The organism is Bacillus massiliigorillae (genome assembly GCF_000380245.2).
In the GTDB taxonomy this organism is placed as follows: Bacteria; Bacillota; Bacilli; order Bacillales; family DSM-1321; genus Bacillus_AD; species Bacillus_AD massiliigorillae.
In genome coordinates this window covers 1-17,652 of sequence record NZ_HG428743.1, presented here as the reverse complement: position 1 = coordinate 17,652, position 17,652 = coordinate 1, and the positions used below count along the sequence as shown (strand labels likewise).

The following is a 17,652-nucleotide window of genomic DNA, read 5'->3' as shown; positions in this document are numbered from 1 at the left end:
ATAGTATGAATTATATTCGGAGTATGGTCGTTTAGATCATACTCTTTTTCTATGGAACAGTTTAAAAGAATACTAAATAGATGTTTTTGGAAGAGGTTGGTTAGTGAATTAAGAGTAAAAACGACGATTCTAAATTTTTTATAGTTTTTTCACAAATGATATTGATAATCATTCTCAAAAGGTTTATATTTGTAATTGTCAAAAAATATTTACGAGTGAGGGAATGAAGGCTATGAGGAAATTATTAGGGGTATTATGCTTACTTTTCGCTATATTATTGGTGGGTTGCTCTAGCAGTGACGAATCATCTACGAAAGAGGCAGGAAATGAAAAAGCGAAAAAAATTGTAAAGATTGCTTGGCAAGACAGTGGTTTCATTTCGCCATTTACATTTACGACGAGTGGACCAGGGGGATATTTACGAAATTCATTTCTATTCGATACATTGACATGGAAGGATGAAAAAGGTGTAATTCCGTGGCTAGCTACAGATTGGACACTATCGGATGATCAGTTAACATATACATTTAATTTAGAAAAAGACGTGAAATTCTATGACGGTAAACCACTTACAGCTGATGATGTGGTCTTCTCATATACGTATTTCAAGGAGCATGTTTTCCCGTGGAATGCTGATATGACAAAGGTTAAATCAGCTGAAAAAGTGAGCGACACAGAAGTGAAAATTCATTTAGAAGAACCATTTTCACCATTCATCACAGAAATTGCAGGGATTTTACCAATCATTCCAAAGCATATTTGGGAGAATGTAAAGAATCCTGTTGAGTATCAAGAAAATCAAGCGTTAATTGGCTCAGGTCCATTTACATTAGCTGAGTATGACAAGGCAGCCGGAAATTATCGATTTGTAAAAAATGACCACTACTTCAAAGGCAAAGTAAATGTTGATGAAGTCCATTACTTAGCCGTTGAAAATAAAGTTTTATCTTTACAAAACAACGAAATCTCAGCAGGTATGACATTTAATTACAAAGAAGTGGAACAAATGAAACAACAAGGCTTTGATGTAATTAAAGCAGACCCAACAGGTAGTGCAGTACGTACAGTGTTTAACTTGAATCATGAACAACTGAAGGATAAACGACTTCGTCAAGCAATCGGTTATGCGTTAGACCGTGCACAAGTTTCAGAGAAACTAACAGGCTCTAATGAACCGATGGTAGGAAATGCAGGTGTAATTCCTTTGGATTCACCATGGTATAACACAAACGTGAAGCAATATGAGTATTCTACCGACAAAGCAAATGCATTACTTGATGAGCTAGGCTACAACAAAAACACAAAAGGTGTTCGTGATGGCTTGAAGTTACGCGTACTTGTTTCTTCTACTTCTCAAGAAGCAGAGTTAATGAAGGTAATGCTTGCGAAGGTTGGCATTGACCTGACAATACAGTCTGTTGATTCAGCAGCCTTTTCAACAGTTATGTCTGAAGGCAATTTTGATATGGCGATTACTGGGCATATTGGCTTAAGTGGTGACCCAGACTTCCTACGTCTATGGTTCTCAGGACAAGCTAGTAATTCATTGGCTGGTAAAAGCGTCTTTGATAATAAGCAGTTTAAAGAATTAGCTAATTTACAACTAACCCAGACAAATGAAACAGAGCGTAAGGCTACAATCGATAAAATGCAGGATATTTTGGCAGATGAATTACCGACATTAGTGCTTTACCACCGTCCATTCTATTTCATCTACAAAGCATCTGACTTTGATGGTTGGTTTAATACGTATGGTGGTATTTCGGATGGTATACCTTTATGGGATAACAAGGCGGCGTTTATACAGTAATGAAACGATTATTCTCTTTATACGGGACAGTGTTTATCGTCTTATTATTGTTAAATTTCTTTCTACCTCGGCTTATGCCGGGGGGACCTGTTGAATTTATTGAGGGTCAGGACAGTGGACCAATGCTGACTGAAGCTCAAAAAGAATCAATGATTGAATATTATGGGTTGAATCAATCATTAGGGGAACAGTTTGTACATTACGTAAAAGGTATCGTGACATTTGATTTCGGTACATCTTTTTCTCATAAGACAGCTGTTACGGATTTAGTTCTTGAGCATTTTTCTTATACGGTCTCAATTGTTGGAATGTCTGTGGTGTTGTCGTTTGTTATTGGAATCACGATTGGGCTATTGTCTGCCTGGCTTCATGGAAAGCGTGGCGATCGTCATTTCATGGTGACAATGCTAGCCATCGGTTCGATTCCCGAATTTCTTTTAGGTATTGTCTTTTTGCTCGTGTTTGCCGTATATGGTGCGATTTTTCCGTTAAGTGGAGCATCGACACCATTTATGAGTGATGCTAGCTGGTTTGAAGAGTTGAAGGATAAAGTGTGGCATGGCTTTTTACCGGTGCTGACATTGACAATCGTGAATATATCGAGCGTGTATTTGCTTGTGCGAAATGAATCAATTCGGGTATTAGCATCTCCATACATGGAGTTTGCCAAAATGAAAGGGCTTAATCGAAGACGTTTACTATATCGTCATACGGCTAAAAATGCCTTGCTGGCTGTGTTTACGTTGCTAATGATTCGTATTGGCTTACTTTTTACTGGTGCGATTTTCATTGAGACGCTGTTTTCTTATCCAGGAATCGGAAAGTTATTGCAAGAAGCGATTTTATCGCGTGATTATCCACTGATGCACGGCTTATTCTTTATATTTTCAAGCATCATCTTATTCGTGAATATGCTAGCCGATTATTTATATCCGAAACTAGATCCGCGTATAAAAGGAGGGAATGTCATTGAAAAACATGTATAGATGGCCGTTGGTCGTACTGTTGATGATTATCGGGATGGCAGTATTTTCTCCCTTCTTATCAATGCATGATCCTTTTACCTTTGAGAGTGGCTCCTATCTTTCACTGTCTTTTGAGCATTGGCTTGGAACGAATAAGCTTGGACAAGACGTTTGGTCTCAACTGTTGGCAGGAACACGTACTAGTTTATTAATTGGTTTATTAGTAGCTTGTTTCAGTACGGCACTGAGCGTCATATTGGGATTGCTGGCAGGATATATTCCTTGGCTAGATCGCCTTATTAATGGTGTTGCTAATGTTTTGCTCGTTTTGCCTAGTTTGCTTTTAATCCTATTGTTTATTTCCTTTACAGGTGGTGGGATGGTTCAACTAGTTGTCGTCTTAAGCTTGCTATCTTGGCCTGGTTACATGAGGCTCATCCGTTCGGCTGTACTGTCTTTGAAGGAACGTGAATTTGTAAAAACAGCTACGATGTTTGGTGGAAGTCCATTGTATGTGTTACGGAAGCATCTACTGCCACATATAACACCATTTATGAAAGCAAAGTTCATTCTTTCGTTTCGTACAGCTATTTTAACCGAGTCAGGTCTAGCGTTTTTAGGGTTAGGAGATCCAAACTTTGTTTCTTGGGGAAGTATGTTAAACGCTGCCTTTTCAGAGCCATCCATTTATTTAAGCAATGCATGGATATGGATCGTTCTTCCTCCTGTTCTTATGCTTATCATTACGACTATTAGTCTAGCCTTTCTGATGGAGGAAAGATCGATGAAACGAAAGAAAGCCAAGCCAATAGAAGTGGTGAAGCAAGAAAATGAACCAGTAGACGGCTTATGTTGTAAGGATGTAACAGTCTCATTTAATCAGCAACAAGTGGTGAAAAATGTATCGTTTCGCGTGAAACCTGGTGAAATTGTGAGCATCATTGGTCCTTCGGGCTCTGGAAAAACGACATTGGCACGAGCAATGTATGGTCTTTTACCCGCACATCAATGGACAGGTGATGTAAGGTATAACGCCGTTTCAGTTCGAAACAGTCAGTTTAGCCAAGAACATTATTGGCGTACATGTTCATTCATTTACCAAGATGCCCGTGCAGCCTTCAATCCATTATTAACGTTGAAGGAGCAATTCATGGAAATGGGTGTCACGGAAGAAGAAGCGAAGCATGCGGTGGAACAAGTTTCATTACCAGGACATGTTTTAGAGAAATATCCGTTTGAATGTTCGGGAGGCATGCTGAGTCGAGCAATGATTGCTCTTGCTTTTGTAAACGAACCAGATGTTGTAATAGCAGACGAATGCACGAGTGCATTAGATCCTATTTTGAAAAAAGAAATCGTACAGTTATTGGAGGATAAAGTACATCGTTCTGAAGTTAGTTTAATTTTTATCACACATGATTTAGATGTTGCCTATGCCATTTCGAACCGAACGTTTCGGATTGACAACCACATGCTGAAGGAGGAAGCCACAGCCTATGCTTAAATTACAAAATATTTCGAAGCAATTTGGAAGCCAGCAAGTGCTGAATCATATTGATTTTACGATTGGAAGCAATGAGATCGTTGGCTTAATCGGAGAATCTGGCTCAGGAAAGTCAACACTTGCAGAACTCATCATCGGTCTCCAGCAGCCAACGGAAGGCGAGCTTATATGGGAACAGAAACGCAACTGCCAATATATTTACCAAAATCCCGAACGGTCTTTCAATCCGTATTTAACCATGCAGGAGAGCTTATTAGAACCATTACTACTCCGCAAAGTACCTAAGGCGGAAGCTTTGGCAAATATTCATAAGCTAATGGATCAAGCTGAACTTCCAAAGGAATTGTTAACGCGAAAACCAAATGAATGTTCAGGTGGTCAAAAACAACGAGCAGCTATTATCCGTGCATTAACATGTCAGCCAAATTTGCTTATAGCTGATGAAATTACTTCAGCTTTAGACCCAGAAACAGAGGCGGTCATTATCGAGCTTTTGAAGGAGTTTCAACGTTATCTTAAGCTATCGATTTTATATATTACTCATCGGATTACGACAACAGAGCAGTTTGCTAATCGTTTGCTTGTACTTGAAAAAGGAACCATCGTAGAGAATCGTCCGACACACGACGTGCTTTATCATCCGAATCATGCTTATACGAAACAATTAATTGATGCTTGCGCCTATTTCGAACGACGTCAGAAGTTATTTGTGAAGCAAGCGTAAAAAATAGAGGAGTGAAAATATGAGTGAGACACCAAGAATACTAGAACTTAACCCTGGACATGCCTTTGGACTTGGGCAACAAATGGCTGGAGACAATCAAATCAACAGAACAATGGTTGATCAATATGCATTAGCAAATGTGGAATTGCAAGAATACGACGTACTTCTTATAACGGATTTCATCGACCAAGAATATTTATTTACACATAAACGGAAAATCGAGGCATTTTTAGAAGCAGGCAATATTGTCATCTTTTGTGGACATTTGTTCCGTCAATGGCTGCCAGGCTGTAGCCCTTTCATGCCGAAGCAAATTCGCTCGCATAAGGATTACTATATGGTAATAAATGAGCCAAATGGTATTTTTGCTGGTGTAGAAATAGAGGATATGGTCTATAACAAAGGCGTTGCTGGTTTTTTTGCTCGTGGCTATCATCCAGCGCCTAAAGAGGCAGAAGTACAATTGACCTTTGAAGACGGTAAGCCTATCACTTACGTTGATCGTCATAGTACAAATGGAACGATTCTAGTTCATGCAGGTCGCAGTTTGTTCCAATATAGTGGCCAAAGCAAGTCGACAGATAGAATTGGCAAGCAAGCTTGGCAATGGGTTGTGTCAGAATGTCATCAGTTGAAGGGAGAGAAGGTTCAATGAGAAAAATAGCCGTTATTTACAGTGGAAATGCGTCTCACTATCGTACGTTCCATGAACCAAAATATGCACAGTATATTGAACAACTTATTTACTTACCCGAATTTCAAGAATTAGATTTAGATGGTTATGATGTTCTTATTGTTCCTTCTCAATTAAATAATCACTTGCTTCTGCAAGCAAAGGAAAAAATAGATGCATTCTCTGAAAGAGGAGGAATTGTTGTAGCATTCGGACCTCAGCCTTGGGGATGGCTTCCTAATCAAAAATGGGAGGAGCGTCCAACGAATTTTTGGTGGTGGCTTGAAAAGAATGCACAAAGTGGACTCGTCCTTGCCAATCCCGACTATCCATTATTCCAGTACATCACGTTGGAGGATGCAACGTGGCATCAACACGGTGTATTCTGGCCGCCAGCTCAAGCAGAGAAGCTCATAACAACGAAAGATGGAGGAGCTGTCTTGTATGTGGACAAAGTGAGTACAAATGGAACATGGATTATTACCACTTTGGACCCTGACTACCATTTCGGTTCTTATTTCATGCCTGCAACAGAACGCTTCTTAGATGGGATGTTTCCTTGGCTTGCTGTGGGTGAGGTGTAACCAGAAAGAAAAACGTCATTATCAATAATGACGTTTTTCTTTTTTTATATATTTATTGATTTCTTCCTTCAAAGAAACGTTGTTTGCTTCAAAGAGTCGCTGAAGGGATCATGATAGTCTGTTGTCGTTTATGTTTTTAAGTAGTGATGTATAGAGTTATACTCTTTCTACTGAAAATTAAAGTCTTTCCAACTATGGATTCATTCAGTTGTACACAGCGTTTTATTCAAGTAGATAGATAGAGCGCCTAGGAGGGGAGATTTTTACATATATTTCATATAAGAATAATAGTTTATTAATATTATCACTTTATGATGGAAAGTAACGAATCAAACATCGCAAGCTAAGACCTTATGAAATGTACTTTTCTATGAACTAGTCTATTAATGAACTGGGAGTGATTGTATGAGTAATCAAGATTCTAACAGAGGTGTAGACAGACGCAGTTTTCTTAAAATTGGTGGTATGAGTACACTTGCTTTAACACTTGGCACGTTTGATTTTCCAGGAGAATTGTTTGGGGAAAATATGTATGCTGAAGCAAAAACAGAAGATATAAAACTTCAATTTAATCGAAATGGTAAATTCAAGATCGTTCAATTTAATGATACACAGGATGATGAGCGTATTGATGGACGAACGATTCAGCTAATGGAGAAGGTCCTTGATAAAGAGAAGCCAGATTTTGTTGTATTAAATGGAGATAATATTGCAGAAGGCTGCGACACACCATTGGAAATGAAACAAGCGATGAATAATGTTGCACTTCCAATGGAAAAACGGGGTATCAAATGGGCTGTTACCTTTGGTAATCATGACGAAGATTCTACATCGAAAAGTGGCATGGATGAGGAAGATATGCTGGCATTCTATAGGACCTATCGATTTAATCAAAATCGTGTAGGGGAGAAGGGTTTAACTGGTACAGGAAACATGAATCTACTCATTAATAATGCAAAAGGAAATAAACCAGCATTCAATATTTGGTTAATGGATAGTGGTAGATACGCGCCAAAAACGATTGCAGGACAAGATTTCAACGGCTATCCGACTTGGGACTGGCTCCGTTTCGATCAAGTTGGTTGGTATTATGAAACATCCAAGAAGTTAGAGCAGCAGTACAGAAAGAAAATTCCTTCACTTGTTTTTATTCATATTCCTCTATGGGAGCATCGATTCATGTGGTATGCCAGTGTTGATCACCGAACGGAAGCTAACCACGCTACTGCTGTAAACAAGCATCAGATTGTAGGTGAAAGAAATGAAGATGAATGTATGGGACCTATCAATAGTGGTTTGTTTTCAGCCATGCTGGCACGTGGAGATGTAAAAGGTGTTTTCTGTGGTCATGATCATATCAATACATATTGCGGAAATTATTACGGCATTTTACTCGGCTATGCTGGAAATACAGGATTCGGCACATATGGTCTACCAGGTGCAGAGCGTAATAGATTACGAGGCGCCAGAGTATTTAATCTCGACGAAAATACAGAAAATGTTTTAGTAGAAACGCATATGGTATTCGCTAAAGACTACGGAATAGACTTAACGGCTAATGACCAAAGTATCGATCCGGCTCCATTAGATAAGCATCAAGGGAAAAACTAGTTGTTTTCGCACTTTTTCATTTTATATAGAAAATAAGATATTTATAGTCGAATTAAAATGTTTGGGGAATTATGTGAGAAAACAGGGGATTGAAAATTTATTTAATATCAAATGTAAAAAGCCGATTTATTAGTGGGATAAAAAATCGGCTTTTTCATGTTTTATATACAAACAGTGGAGCAAAGAGGAGCTTATATTAACCCGATACCTTCGATAAATGATCAACCGTAATGGTTTGTAGGTCATCAGGTGCAATAACAGTACCTTTAAACACTTCAGACGCTAGTTCATATGCTTTTTCAATATCTGCATTTGGAAGGAAATGTGTAAGAAATTATTAAAGCATTATAAATCTCCTTTAATGGGAATACTAAATAGCTGTGAGATATAAGTGGATAATTCAAGTGATTTTTATAAAGAAAAAAGGTGAAAAAAGAGGATGAGTATGAACGGAAAAAACGCTGCGTTACTTATTATTGATATACAAACAGCATCGTTTTTGGAGGAGCAGCCTCTATTTAAGGACAAGGAGTTAGTAAGTAATAATCAGTTACTTATTTCAAAGGCACGTATGGCAGGGATTCCGGTTTTCTTTACGAAACATGATGGTAAAACAGGTATGCTTAATCAAAAAGGTAGCCCTGGATGGAACATCCATCCGTCCATGACTTTAAAGCCAGAAGATATAATCATTGAAAAAAATCATCCTGATGCCTTTCAGCAAACATCTCTTCAACAAGAATTAACTAGTAGATATATAAATCAACTAATTATTACAGGCATTCAAACGGAAATTTGTGTAGATGCTACATGTCGTCGAGCCTATAGTCTAGGCTATGATGTCATTCTTGTAGCAGATGGTCATAGTACATACGATTCTATTGTTTTAAAGGCATCACAAATCATCAATCACCATAATTCCGTCCATGCCCAATGGTTTGCATCTGTAGTTAAAACGAAGGATATTATTTTCTAATGCGAAGGTTTGATCCAACGTTAAAGAGAGCCACAAGGTGACTCTCTTTTTTTGTATGTAGGAATGTTTAACTTTTCTTTTTCGCTTTGACGTAATCAGGTAATAGGAGTAACCCAATCATAAATCCAGCAAATGAAATTTTACGAATTAAATCGTACCATTCGGCTTCTTTGAAAAAAGACATCGTAATTATTATGACGAACGCACTTATAATGGTAAATGCTCTACCGAAAGTGAGCTTAGACAAATCTTGTTTCATTGCTTTACGAAATATGTATATTTAATTGTAACATATTTTACCAAATGTTGATTTGACCGATATTGCGAAAGGGTAAGATGGACGAAAGAATATATCATCAAATCTTTAAAGGAAGAAACGTTGTTTTCTTCTTTGTTTGGTTGAGAAATTTCATTTTTATTTGAATGGTGGAACAAGGTTTTGGGTGTGATAAATGAAATTCCATTTACGTAAGCCTTTTGCTATGATTATTTCAACAATAGCATCGATGGAAGGGTATGACAGGCAATGCAGCAACAATCAAATATTCCCCAAACAAAACCTATTATTTTAGTAGATATAGATGATACGCTTAATGTCTTCTCAAAGGTGTATTGGGCAATACATAATCAAGCATTTGAAGATAATGTTCATCCTGATAACGTGAACCAATGGGATTTAGACTTGTTTTCAAATAGAGGATTAGAAGCGTATCAATTATTTAAAATACCAGGACTTTTTAGACATATACCTGTTAAAGAGCACGCACAAACGTTTATAGAAGACCTACAGGATATAGGGGAAGTATATATGGTAAGTGATGTACCACGTGGAACATCGTACGGAGAAATTGTAGAATTTCAAAATATCAATTATCCGATCCAGCACGCTCATTCTAATCCTGCTGATGATAAGAGAGCTTGGATTAAGGAACATTTCCCTAACTTTCCTAAAGAAAATGTAATTTTTTGTAGCTGTAAATGGATGATTTATGGAGATATATTGATTGACGACAAGCCTAATACATTCATAGAATTTCAGAAACGAGGGAGAGACGTCATTCTAATTGATATGCTATACAATCGCCATATTGATACAAAATGGCGGGCGAGAGATTTGCAGGAAGCAAAGGAAATGGTAGTGGAGCTACTAGCAGCTAAAGAAAACGTCATCTGTAATTTGTGACGTATATAAAAGAAAGAGCGCCAACTCAATAGAGTGGCGCTTTAATTATTTACTTATTTTCTTTCAAATACTGCTCTAAAGCTTCTTCAATCAAAATGTAAATATTCTTTTCTTGCATAAGTGCTTGAAGTTTCAACTCTTTATGCAAGTCCGTACGTAAGTCGAATGATACGCGTTTTCTGTCCACTTTAGTTGCTCCTCTTTTTGGTTCGAAGTTTTCTTCGCTCGAAGAAACAGTGATTGGTTGATTGGAAGAAGTAGCTGCTGGCTCGATTTGTTCTTGCTCTTGTTCTAGATCTTCTTCGCCTACTGATGCAGCTAATGCTTGCGTAGGAGTAATGACTTTTTGTTGGCGTTTCATGTTCTTGATCGCATTAACCTTTGACACGTTGTATCAACTCCTTATAAAAACTTGTGTATTGCTCTAATGCTTGTTTGATTTCTGGATTTTCGTTAAAGCCGTAAACGGACAAGCGTCCTGTAGGTGCTTTACGCGTAATAATCGTTTCGAATACATCCTCTGGATAGTCTTCTTGAATCATTTCGTTGAAGGCTTTGGCATCACTTCGACGTACATCATTTAAGGTACGTAAAATACCAATTACTTGTGTATCACGATGACCGAAGCTTCGAGCACCTTCTACTGAATCCATAAAGTTTGGAATGGCTGAGTAGCACCAGTTCGAGCATTCAAACATTACGACTACATAATCGCTCGCACAAAGTGCGTTTGTTGTTTGTTCACTCAATGAAGGTGGCGTATCAATAACGATGAAATCATATTGATCTCGAATTGGTTCTAAGATTTGATCTAAAATCAAGCTCGGATTACCTTTAAATGGTAAATTCTCACCTGTATAGGTTTTACCTGTATAAATCCAGCGAGGGAATGTCGCTAGAAAGTTATTGGCAGGAAGCAAATCAAGATTTTCAGCTACTGGTACGATATAATCTTGAATACGATTTGTTTGTAGCGCTTCTAAGATTGAATTTCCCATAAATTCATTGGATGGTTGCTCAGAAAGTAATTCTGTTAAATTTCCTTGTGAGTCCATGTCGATAGCTAACACACGGTAGCCATCTTCTCTTAATAAATGCGCAGTAATACCAGTTGTCGTACTTTTACCGCATCCGCCTTTTTGAATACCAAAAGTGATTACCTTACAAGGCATCTAAATTGCCTCCTTTTTTAATTGAAAACTATGTACCTTTGTTTCTTCCAACGTTGTTTTCTTCTTTTATTCTTCTATTGTAAGTGATAGCAACCAAAAATAATAGAGTTATAGTGAAATTTACTAGAAAAATTACGATTTTTCCTTTTGCTTCAATAAGTAGAGGGAAAGTATTTATTTTTGTGATAAAATGGAAATATATGTTTGTTTTCATGGAGTAATAACGTAAAAGCAAACTAGTTTTTTGATCATAAATCATCTATTTTCTTCATAAGGTTTCGATTTTCGCTTTGAAAATGTGAATGATGAAAGGAAGAGTTCGATGGATTGGAAGAGTGTAGAGAAGTTTTATGGCAATCAATCATTTACTAGAAAAAGCTGAGCCAAAATTACGAGGGGTTTTACCCCTTTTTGGTAGAAAAAGCGAGGGAGCCTATGAAAAAAGCATATGCGGAAGGAATCCTTGTGATCATTACCCAAGGGCTTCGAACTGTTGCCGAGCAAAATGCTTTATATGAGCAAGGACGAACGAAGCCTGGCAAAGTGGTAACAAATGCATGTGGAGGCTACTCCTACCACAATTTTGGTTTAGCCTTTGATTTCTGTATATACGATATTATTGGTGGGAAATTCATTCCTAATTGGCAAGTGGATAAACGTTGGATTAGAGTTGGAGCCATTGGTAAATCCCTTGGTTTGGAATGGGGAGGAGACTGGACAGATTTCAAGGACTATCCTCATTTTCAGTATACGTTCGGGCTATCGCTCCAAAAGCTTAGGGGTGGAAGTAAGCTGCCGATGGTAGAAGGGAAAGAAGCACAGAAGTATCGGCTGATGACTGGTACATTTGCGAATAAACAAAAGGCGGAGCAAGCAGCTGAGAAGCTGAAGAAAACATTCGGATGGATTGTATATGTGAAAGAAGCGTAAACCTACCTTTTGAGGTGGGTATTTTTTTGTGTAAATAGAATATCTACGGGCATCTACATTCCGAAAGATTGTATGTATGTGAATATTTTCTATTGATAGATATATATCTTCTCCTCGGACATATATATGAATTAGCATTATCTTACCACTTAGGTAGTAATACGATGATGAGGTGAAAGTGATGGATACCCATGACGTTGTAATTGTTTTGAAGGACTATGGATTCTCTGAATATGAAGCAAAAGTGTATGTGTCACTTCTACAAGAATTCCCGTTAAACGGTAATGCAATTGCTGTTAAGTCAGGTGTTCCTGGACCAAAAGTGTATGAAACATTAAGAAGAATGCAAGAAAAGGGAGTTGTCTATGTTGTAAAGAGTGATGATAGTAGCAATGCAAAGAGATATGCACCTCTTCCCTATCAAACACTACTGGAAAAAATGGAGCAGTCCTTTTCACAAAATATGAGCCTTTTAAGCCTTCATTTCCAAAACATGCAAAGCAATTCGAACAATGATTGGACTGAATTATTTCATGTAGAGGGGTATGAAATATCCATAGAAGTCATAAAGAGTGAGATTAAGGAGGCAAGCAATGAAATTATTATAAGTTGCTGGGGACAGGAGTTAGAGCTACTTCATAAAGAATTAAAAATAGCATATGAAAAAGGTGTAAATGTTGTAACGATTACATTCAGTCCTTATGACCACCCTGTGCCGTGGAGAAATTTCAATCATTATGAGATACAAACTGTTGATAAAAGTCATAAAGGGGAGTTATCCTGCGTGATTGACCAGAAAAAAGCCATTATATTTGAATCTGTCAATCAACAGCCGCATGCGATTGTTTCTAGTCATCATGTCATGGTGAAGATTACACGGAATTATATCAGACATGATATTTATGTAAACCGATTAGTACATGATTTCATCGTGCCCATTAAAGAAAAGTATGGGGAAGATCTAGAATGGCTAATTAATGATTTTTAATATGTAAAAATAACGGAGGTTACGATTGAGATGAATAGAGAAAAATTAGTCATTATTGATTTAAGTGTGCCGTTAGATCAAGAAGCGAAGGAACCATTCCCACCTCAAATTCAATATGAAACACATGAAGAAGGGGCAAAACAGGCTGCTAGTTTATTAGGATTAAGTGCGACGGATTTTCCTGATTCAAAAGCATGGGCGAATGAAACGGTTACTTTAACAACACATACAGGCACACATGTAGATGCTCCGTGGCATTATTCTCCTACAACAGATGGTGAAGTATCAAGGAAAATTGATGAATTACCTCTCGAATGGTTTTACGGGAACGGTGTGCTTTTTGACTTTAGTGACAAAGAACCTGGGTATGAAATACAAGTTGACGATTTAGTTCACCAATTAAAGGATATGCAATATGAATTAAAGCCTTATGATATTGTTCTTATTCGAACGGATGCTGATAAATTCTATTATCAAGACAATTATGCAAGTCATCATGCGGGAATGTCTGCGGAAGGAACAAGATGGCTCATTGAAAAAGGAATTAAAGTAATGGGGACAGATGGATGGGGATGGGATATACCATTGGATATCCAAGCTGAAGAATACAGGAAGCAGCCAAGAGATGGCGTATTATGGGCAGCTCATTTTGTTGGAAAAGAATATGAATATTGTCAAATAGAAAAGCTGGCGAACTTAGAATCTCTGCCTCGTAAGCATGGCTTTAAGGTGGCTGTATTTCCTATCAAAATAAAAGGTGCTAGTGCAGGGTGGGCTCGGCCGGTGGCTATTTTTGAATAGAGAATAAAGGGAGAGATGATCATGGGATTCAATAGTGTATTCTTGATTTATAGCATTATCTTTGTCCTGGTTCTTTTATATGGAGGGTGGATTACGAGGAAGTGGGTAACGGGTTCAAATGATTATTTTATTGCAGGTCGTGAAGTAGGTCTTATCACTAATATTTTTGGCGTTGCGGCAATTGGATTTGCAGGAACCATGATTACGCTTGGTCCAGGTTTAGCGTTGACAACTGGTTTATGGGGTTCTTTAGCTTTTGGACTTGTCTATGGATGCTCTTTATGGCATTATTTTTGCTCCTTTTGTGCGGCGATCAGGAGCACATACATTATCAGAATGGCTTGAAATGAGATTTGATTCGAAAACAAGAACGCTCATTACGATTACAACCATCTTAGGTTTGTTAGGCATCATGGCAAATAATGTGGTTTCCATGGCGATTGTTGTGACTGGGTTTACAGGATGGTCATTAGTAGCAACATTATCCGTTATTTTCTTTATGTTTTTGATATTCACGTATATAGGTGGCTTTTGGGCGGTTACATTGACGGACTTTATTCAAATGTGTATTGGATTAATTGCTTTACCTGCACTAATTATATCAATCGTTATAAAGTATGGTGGCTTGGACTTTGCTAGCAGTAAATGGCCAGGTGATTTTGGTTTTTCAACACATGGTATTTCAAATGGACAAATGCCTCTCTTTTCGATTGAATATCCAAGTATATTAACATTTATTATTCTCTTCGCCTGTTTCCTTGTTTGGGGAAATAATTATTACTGGCTACGCGTTTCATCAGTTCGTAGTGAAAGAACTGCAAAACTCTCTTTTATTTTTGGAGCTGTACTACTACTAATTCCAATTGTGGTATTGGCATTCGTAGGTGTTTACGCAGGAGCCATCTTTCCGGATGCTTTTGCACCTCATGGTGAGGCTAGTCCAATGTCAGCATTTGGAGTGGTGCTGAAGGCTGTACCGATTAGTATAGCTGCATTTGCCTTGATTGGTGCCCTTTCTGCCTCCATTTCAACATCTACTACAGCATTAATCGGGGCTTCCAGCACGGCAATGCGTGATTTATACCAACGGTTTGTGAAACCTAATGCTACTCCAAAAGAACTTACTTTTCCCTCGAAAATGATAACTCTCATATTAGGATTATTAGTTTGGTTATTATGTTTTTATCCTGGAGGTCCTCTTTATTTATTTGCTTTTTCTACAGCATGGCTTGGACCACCTTCTTTATTAGTGCTATTGGGTATATGGTGGAAGCGCACAACGACTAAAGGCGCTTTTTATGGCACTGTTGTAGGCATTAGTGTCACGGTTATTTTTACCCTGTTAGGATTGTTTAAGATTTTTATTATTGATCAATATACACATGTTGGTGTAGTCGGATTAGTAGCGACACTCGTTACGATCGTAGTTGTTAGCTTATTAACGAAACCTAGTTATTATGCTGAACCTGGATGGAAAAGTGATAAGGTAGCTATGCAAAAGCAAAGTATCGAAGTAAGTAATATAGAAAGAAAGATACTAAAAGATATCTATTTAGGTTATAACACGATGGCTGAGATTAGTGATTTATTAGGTACGGACTCATCTGTAAGCAATACACTAATTGAGGATTTAGATAAGAAATATTTAATTAATCGAGAAAAATATACAGGTCCTGGCTTCTATACTTTTGAAATTACATCTAAAGGGATGGAGTATGTAGATTTAAATGAACAGGAATTACAGATTGCTCCTGATCAGGTGTCGGTTGAAGATTTGAAATTCCTTCAATTAGTTCAACAGGGTCCGCATATTTTACAGCAATACTTAATTCAGCATGAATATGACTCTTTAAAGGCTTCGGCTATTCTGTCCAAATTAATTAAACAAAACTACTTGAAGGAATACGGAATGTGGAGGAGAAAAGTAAGCATAACAGAGAATGGCAGAATTATAGTAAATAAACATCAAATCCTTTTAGAATCAGTATTTTAAAAGTATAGTACATTCCAACAGACACTAGAAATCTCACTTCAAAATGAAGAAGAAATAAGGGCTTTGGAGTGGGAGATTAGGTAAAAGCTAAGAAATGAGTTAGTTCAATAGAGAATGGAGAAAAGGAACAATCCCTACTGATTAAAGTTTCACTTATGGAGTAAATCTTATAGAAGAGGATGAAACGAATGAAGTTTGTGACGTTTAAAGATTGTCATGGAAAGCTAAAGTTGGGCTGGATTAAACATAATTACGTGTTTGATATGTATGAAGTGAGTAATGGAAGATTACCGGATAATATGATGGGTTTTATAAAGAGTCACCATGATACAGGGGTGATTGTGAAGGATTTGTTTGCTAGTTTGAATACTTCATCCTACATGTTGGATAAAACGGAGTTAGTAGCACCGTTACCTAATCCTACTAGTATAAGAGATTTTATGGCATTTGAGGAGCATCTGCAAAATGCGACGAAACGTAGTGATATGAAGATTGCACCAGAATGGTACGAGATTCCTGTTTTTTATTTCACAAATCATATGGCTGTTGTAGGTCCAGAACAAGACGTGGAGAAGCCAATAGAATGTAAGAATCTTGATTATGAATTAGAAATAGCTTGTATTATTGGTAAGCAAGGGAAAGATATTAAAGCTGAAGAAGCAGAAGAGTACATTTTTGGTTATACCATTATGAACGATTGGTCTGCCCGTGATCTGCAGTTTAAAGAGATGAAAGTTGGATTAGGTCCGGCAAAAGGGAAAGACTTTGCAACTTCTATTGGTCCTTGTATTGTAACAAAGGATGAATTAGAAGAGTTTAGAGAAAACAATCAACTTCATTTATCGATGACTGCGAAAGTGAATGGAGTATTACTCTCAAAGGGAAATTTTAAAGATATCTTTTATACATTTGGTCAAATGATTGAAAGAGCCTCTGCAGGTGTTACCCTATTCCCAGGAGAAATCATTGGGTCAGGTACCGTAGGAAATGGCTGTTTATTAGAGTTAGGTTCGGATGTTCATAGATGGTTAGAAACAGGTGATGTAGTAGAGTTAGAAATTACCGGTATAGGCACATTGAAAAATAAAATACAATAAATGTGTAGAGGGGTTCTAAAAGTGATTTTCAATCACTTTTAGAACCCCTTTTTACGCTTTTTAGATGGTTTGTACATGGTTACGGAAAGTAGATGATTCAAGCATAGTTACTTGGAATGATAAATTACAACGCTTTTGGTAGAGAGTATAAACTAAGCTTTTAATACTTCCCCAAGAAATTAAATTTAAAAAGGTATTGACCAAAAGAGATTAGAAGAGTAATATAGTAATTCCCGAGACGGAAAGCTATTAAAATAGTCATTCGAAAAGGGATTTAGAAGAATAGCAATCTCGAGTATCAGAATAACTTTTTTAAAAAGTTATTGACGATAAAACAACTTAAGTGTTATTATATTCAAGTCGCTTACGAACGACAGAAAAAATAACAAAAAAGTTGTTGACAAGATACAACAGAAAATGTTATGATATAAAAGTTGTCGCTACGACAACGAAAGTTCTTTGAAAACTAAACAAGACAACACGTCAACGTTAATTCTAAAACAAAGTTCAACTTGATTGAACAAAACTTTTATGAGCAAGACAAACACTTTTTGGAGAGTTTGATCCTGGCTCAGGACGAACGCTGGCGGCGTGCCTAATACATGCAAGTCGAGCGAATGGAAGGGAGCTTGCTCCCGACC

At 37.4% G+C, this 17,652-nt stretch carries 17 protein-coding genes and 1 rRNA gene; 16 read left to right on the top strand and 2 right to left on the bottom strand.

Translation table 11 applies throughout. The annotated features are described in order from the left end of the window. Positions 1 to 232 precede the first annotated feature (232 nt). The 9 genes from TX86_RS18710 (at position 233) to TX86_RS18670 (ending at position 10,030) form a co-directional block, all read left to right on the top strand. A complete protein-coding gene (locus tag TX86_RS18710; RefSeq protein WP_154663169.1) occupies positions 233 to 1,810 on the top strand; it encodes an ABC transporter substrate-binding protein in 1,578 nt (525 codons plus the stop codon). Next, entirely contained in the window at positions 1,810 to 2,796 is a 987-nt protein-coding gene (locus TX86_RS18705) for an ABC transporter permease (RefSeq protein ID WP_042351259.1), read from the top strand. The genes TX86_RS18710 and TX86_RS18705 overlap by 1 nt, the downstream gene beginning before the upstream one ends. After that, positions 2,789 to 4,279 (top strand): ATP-binding cassette domain-containing protein, encoded by a 1,491-nt coding sequence (locus TX86_RS18700; protein ID WP_042351660.1) that lies wholly within the window; start codon positions 2,789 to 2,791, stop codon positions 4,277 to 4,279. The genes TX86_RS18705 and TX86_RS18700 overlap by 8 nt, the downstream gene beginning before the upstream one ends. Further along, the gene (locus TX86_RS18695; protein WP_042351258.1) at positions 4,272 to 5,003 is read left to right on the top strand and encodes an ABC transporter ATP-binding protein; all 732 of its coding nucleotides are present in this window, start codon (positions 4,272 to 4,274) and stop codon (positions 5,001 to 5,003) included. Before TX86_RS18700 ends, TX86_RS18695 begins: the two co-directional genes overlap by 8 nt. A 19-nt stretch (positions 5,004 to 5,022) precedes the next feature. Continuing rightward, a complete protein-coding gene (locus TX86_RS18690; RefSeq protein ID WP_042351257.1) occupies positions 5,023 to 5,658 on the top strand; it encodes a hypothetical protein in 636 nt (211 codons plus the stop codon). After that, entirely contained in the window at positions 5,655 to 6,260 is a 606-nt protein-coding gene (locus tag TX86_RS18685) for a type 1 glutamine amidotransferase family protein (RefSeq protein ID WP_042351256.1), read from the top strand. Before TX86_RS18690 ends, TX86_RS18685 begins: the two co-directional genes overlap by 4 nt. Before the next feature lie 405 nt (positions 6,261 to 6,665). Continuing rightward, positions 6,666 to 7,871, top strand: a complete 1,206-nt coding sequence (locus tag TX86_RS18680; RefSeq protein WP_042351254.1) for a metallophosphoesterase family protein — start codon at positions 6,666 to 6,668, stop codon at positions 7,869 to 7,871. A gap of 445 nt (positions 7,872 to 8,316) precedes the next feature. After that, a complete protein-coding gene (locus TX86_RS18675; RefSeq protein WP_042351252.1) occupies positions 8,317 to 8,847 on the top strand; it encodes a cysteine hydrolase family protein in 531 nt (176 codons plus the stop codon). Between the two features lie 526 nt (positions 8,848 to 9,373). Beyond that, the gene (locus TX86_RS18670; protein ID WP_042351250.1) at positions 9,374 to 10,030 is read left to right on the top strand and encodes a 5' nucleotidase, NT5C type; all 657 of its coding nucleotides are present in this window, start codon (positions 9,374 to 9,376) and stop codon (positions 10,028 to 10,030) included. A 49-nt stretch (positions 10,031 to 10,079) separates the two neighbouring features. On the opposite strand, the gene TX86_RS18665 is transcribed toward TX86_RS18670, so the two are convergent. Both TX86_RS18665 and TX86_RS18660 read right to left on the bottom strand, forming a co-directional pair. Then, positions 10,080 to 10,418 (bottom strand): hypothetical protein, encoded by a 339-nt coding sequence (locus TX86_RS18665; protein WP_042351248.1) that lies wholly within the window; start codon positions 10,416 to 10,418, stop codon positions 10,080 to 10,082. Then, positions 10,405 to 11,202: a ParA family protein gene (locus TX86_RS18660; protein ID WP_042351246.1), complete on the bottom strand. Its 798-nt coding sequence runs from the start codon at positions 11,200 to 11,202 to the stop codon at positions 10,405 to 10,407. Before TX86_RS18660 ends, TX86_RS18665 begins: the two co-directional genes overlap by 14 nt. 435 nt (positions 11,203 to 11,637) lie before the next feature. Here TX86_RS18660 and TX86_RS18650 point away from each other — a divergent pair, with 435 nt between their 5' ends. The 7 genes from TX86_RS18650 to TX86_RS18620 all read left to right on the top strand — a co-directional run. Continuing rightward, positions 11,638 to 12,132: a M15 family metallopeptidase gene (locus tag TX86_RS18650; protein WP_230203680.1), complete on the top strand. Its 495-nt coding sequence runs from the start codon at positions 11,638 to 11,640 to the stop codon at positions 12,130 to 12,132. A 181-nt stretch (positions 12,133 to 12,313) separates the two neighbouring features. Continuing rightward, a complete protein-coding gene (locus TX86_RS18645; protein WP_042351243.1) occupies positions 12,314 to 13,120 on the top strand; it encodes a TrmB family transcriptional regulator in 807 nt (268 codons plus the stop codon). Between the two features lie 30 nt (positions 13,121 to 13,150). Then, complete coding sequence (locus tag TX86_RS18640; protein WP_042351241.1) at positions 13,151 to 13,921, top strand: cyclase family protein; 771 nt, start codon at positions 13,151 to 13,153, stop codon at positions 13,919 to 13,921. 21 nt (positions 13,922 to 13,942) lie between these two features. Continuing rightward, a complete protein-coding gene (locus TX86_RS26790; RefSeq protein WP_042351239.1) occupies positions 13,943 to 14,266 on the top strand; it encodes a hypothetical protein in 324 nt (107 codons plus the stop codon). Further along, complete coding sequence (locus TX86_RS18630; RefSeq protein WP_081707754.1) at positions 14,178 to 15,914, top strand: sodium:solute symporter family protein; 1,737 nt, start codon at positions 14,178 to 14,180, stop codon at positions 15,912 to 15,914. The genes TX86_RS26790 and TX86_RS18630 overlap by 89 nt, the downstream gene beginning before the upstream one ends. A 188-nt stretch (positions 15,915 to 16,102) precedes the next feature. Then, positions 16,103 to 17,011: a fumarylacetoacetate hydrolase family protein gene (locus TX86_RS18625; RefSeq protein ID WP_042351235.1), complete on the top strand. Its 909-nt coding sequence runs from the start codon at positions 16,103 to 16,105 to the stop codon at positions 17,009 to 17,011. Positions 17,012 to 17,559: 548 nt separating this feature from the next. Further along, positions 17,560 to 17,652, top strand: a 16S ribosomal RNA gene (locus tag TX86_RS18620); the annotation flags it as partial.

Bases quoted from the DNA above. Each gene is read 5' to 3' on its own strand.
- TX86_RS18710 (WP_154663169.1), top strand. From the start codon at position 233: ATGAGGAAATTATTAGGGGTATTATGCTTACTTTTCGCTATATTATTG.
- TX86_RS18705 (WP_042351259.1), top strand. From the start codon at position 1,810: ATGAAACGATTATTCTCTTTATACGGGACAGTGTTTATCGTCTTATTA.
- TX86_RS18700 (WP_042351660.1), top strand. From the start codon at position 2,789: ATGTATAGATGGCCGTTGGTCGTACTGTTGATGATTATCGGGATGGCA.
- TX86_RS18695 (WP_042351258.1), top strand. From the start codon at position 4,272: ATGCTTAAATTACAAAATATTTCGAAGCAATTTGGAAGCCAGCAAGTG.
- TX86_RS18690 (WP_042351257.1), top strand. From the start codon at position 5,023: ATGAGTGAGACACCAAGAATACTAGAACTTAACCCTGGACATGCCTTT.
- TX86_RS18685 (WP_042351256.1), top strand. From the start codon at position 5,655: ATGAGAAAAATAGCCGTTATTTACAGTGGAAATGCGTCTCACTATCGT.
- TX86_RS18680 (WP_042351254.1), top strand. From the start codon at position 6,666: ATGAGTAATCAAGATTCTAACAGAGGTGTAGACAGACGCAGTTTTCTT.
- TX86_RS18675 (WP_042351252.1), top strand. From the start codon at position 8,317: ATGAACGGAAAAAACGCTGCGTTACTTATTATTGATATACAAACAGCA.
- TX86_RS18670 (WP_042351250.1), top strand. From the start codon at position 9,374: ATGCAGCAACAATCAAATATTCCCCAAACAAAACCTATTATTTTAGTA.
- TX86_RS18660 (WP_042351246.1), bottom strand. From the start codon at position 11,202: ATGCCTTGTAAGGTAATCACTTTTGGTATTCAAAAAGGCGGATGCGGT.
- TX86_RS18650 (WP_230203680.1), top strand. From the start codon at position 11,638: ATGAAAAAAGCATATGCGGAAGGAATCCTTGTGATCATTACCCAAGGG.
- TX86_RS18645 (WP_042351243.1), top strand. From the start codon at position 12,314: ATGGATACCCATGACGTTGTAATTGTTTTGAAGGACTATGGATTCTCT.
- TX86_RS18640 (WP_042351241.1), top strand. From the start codon at position 13,151: ATGAATAGAGAAAAATTAGTCATTATTGATTTAAGTGTGCCGTTAGAT.
- TX86_RS26790 (WP_042351239.1), top strand. From the start codon at position 13,943: ATGGGATTCAATAGTGTATTCTTGATTTATAGCATTATCTTTGTCCTG.
- TX86_RS18625 (WP_042351235.1), top strand. From the start codon at position 16,103: ATGAAGTTTGTGACGTTTAAAGATTGTCATGGAAAGCTAAAGTTGGGC.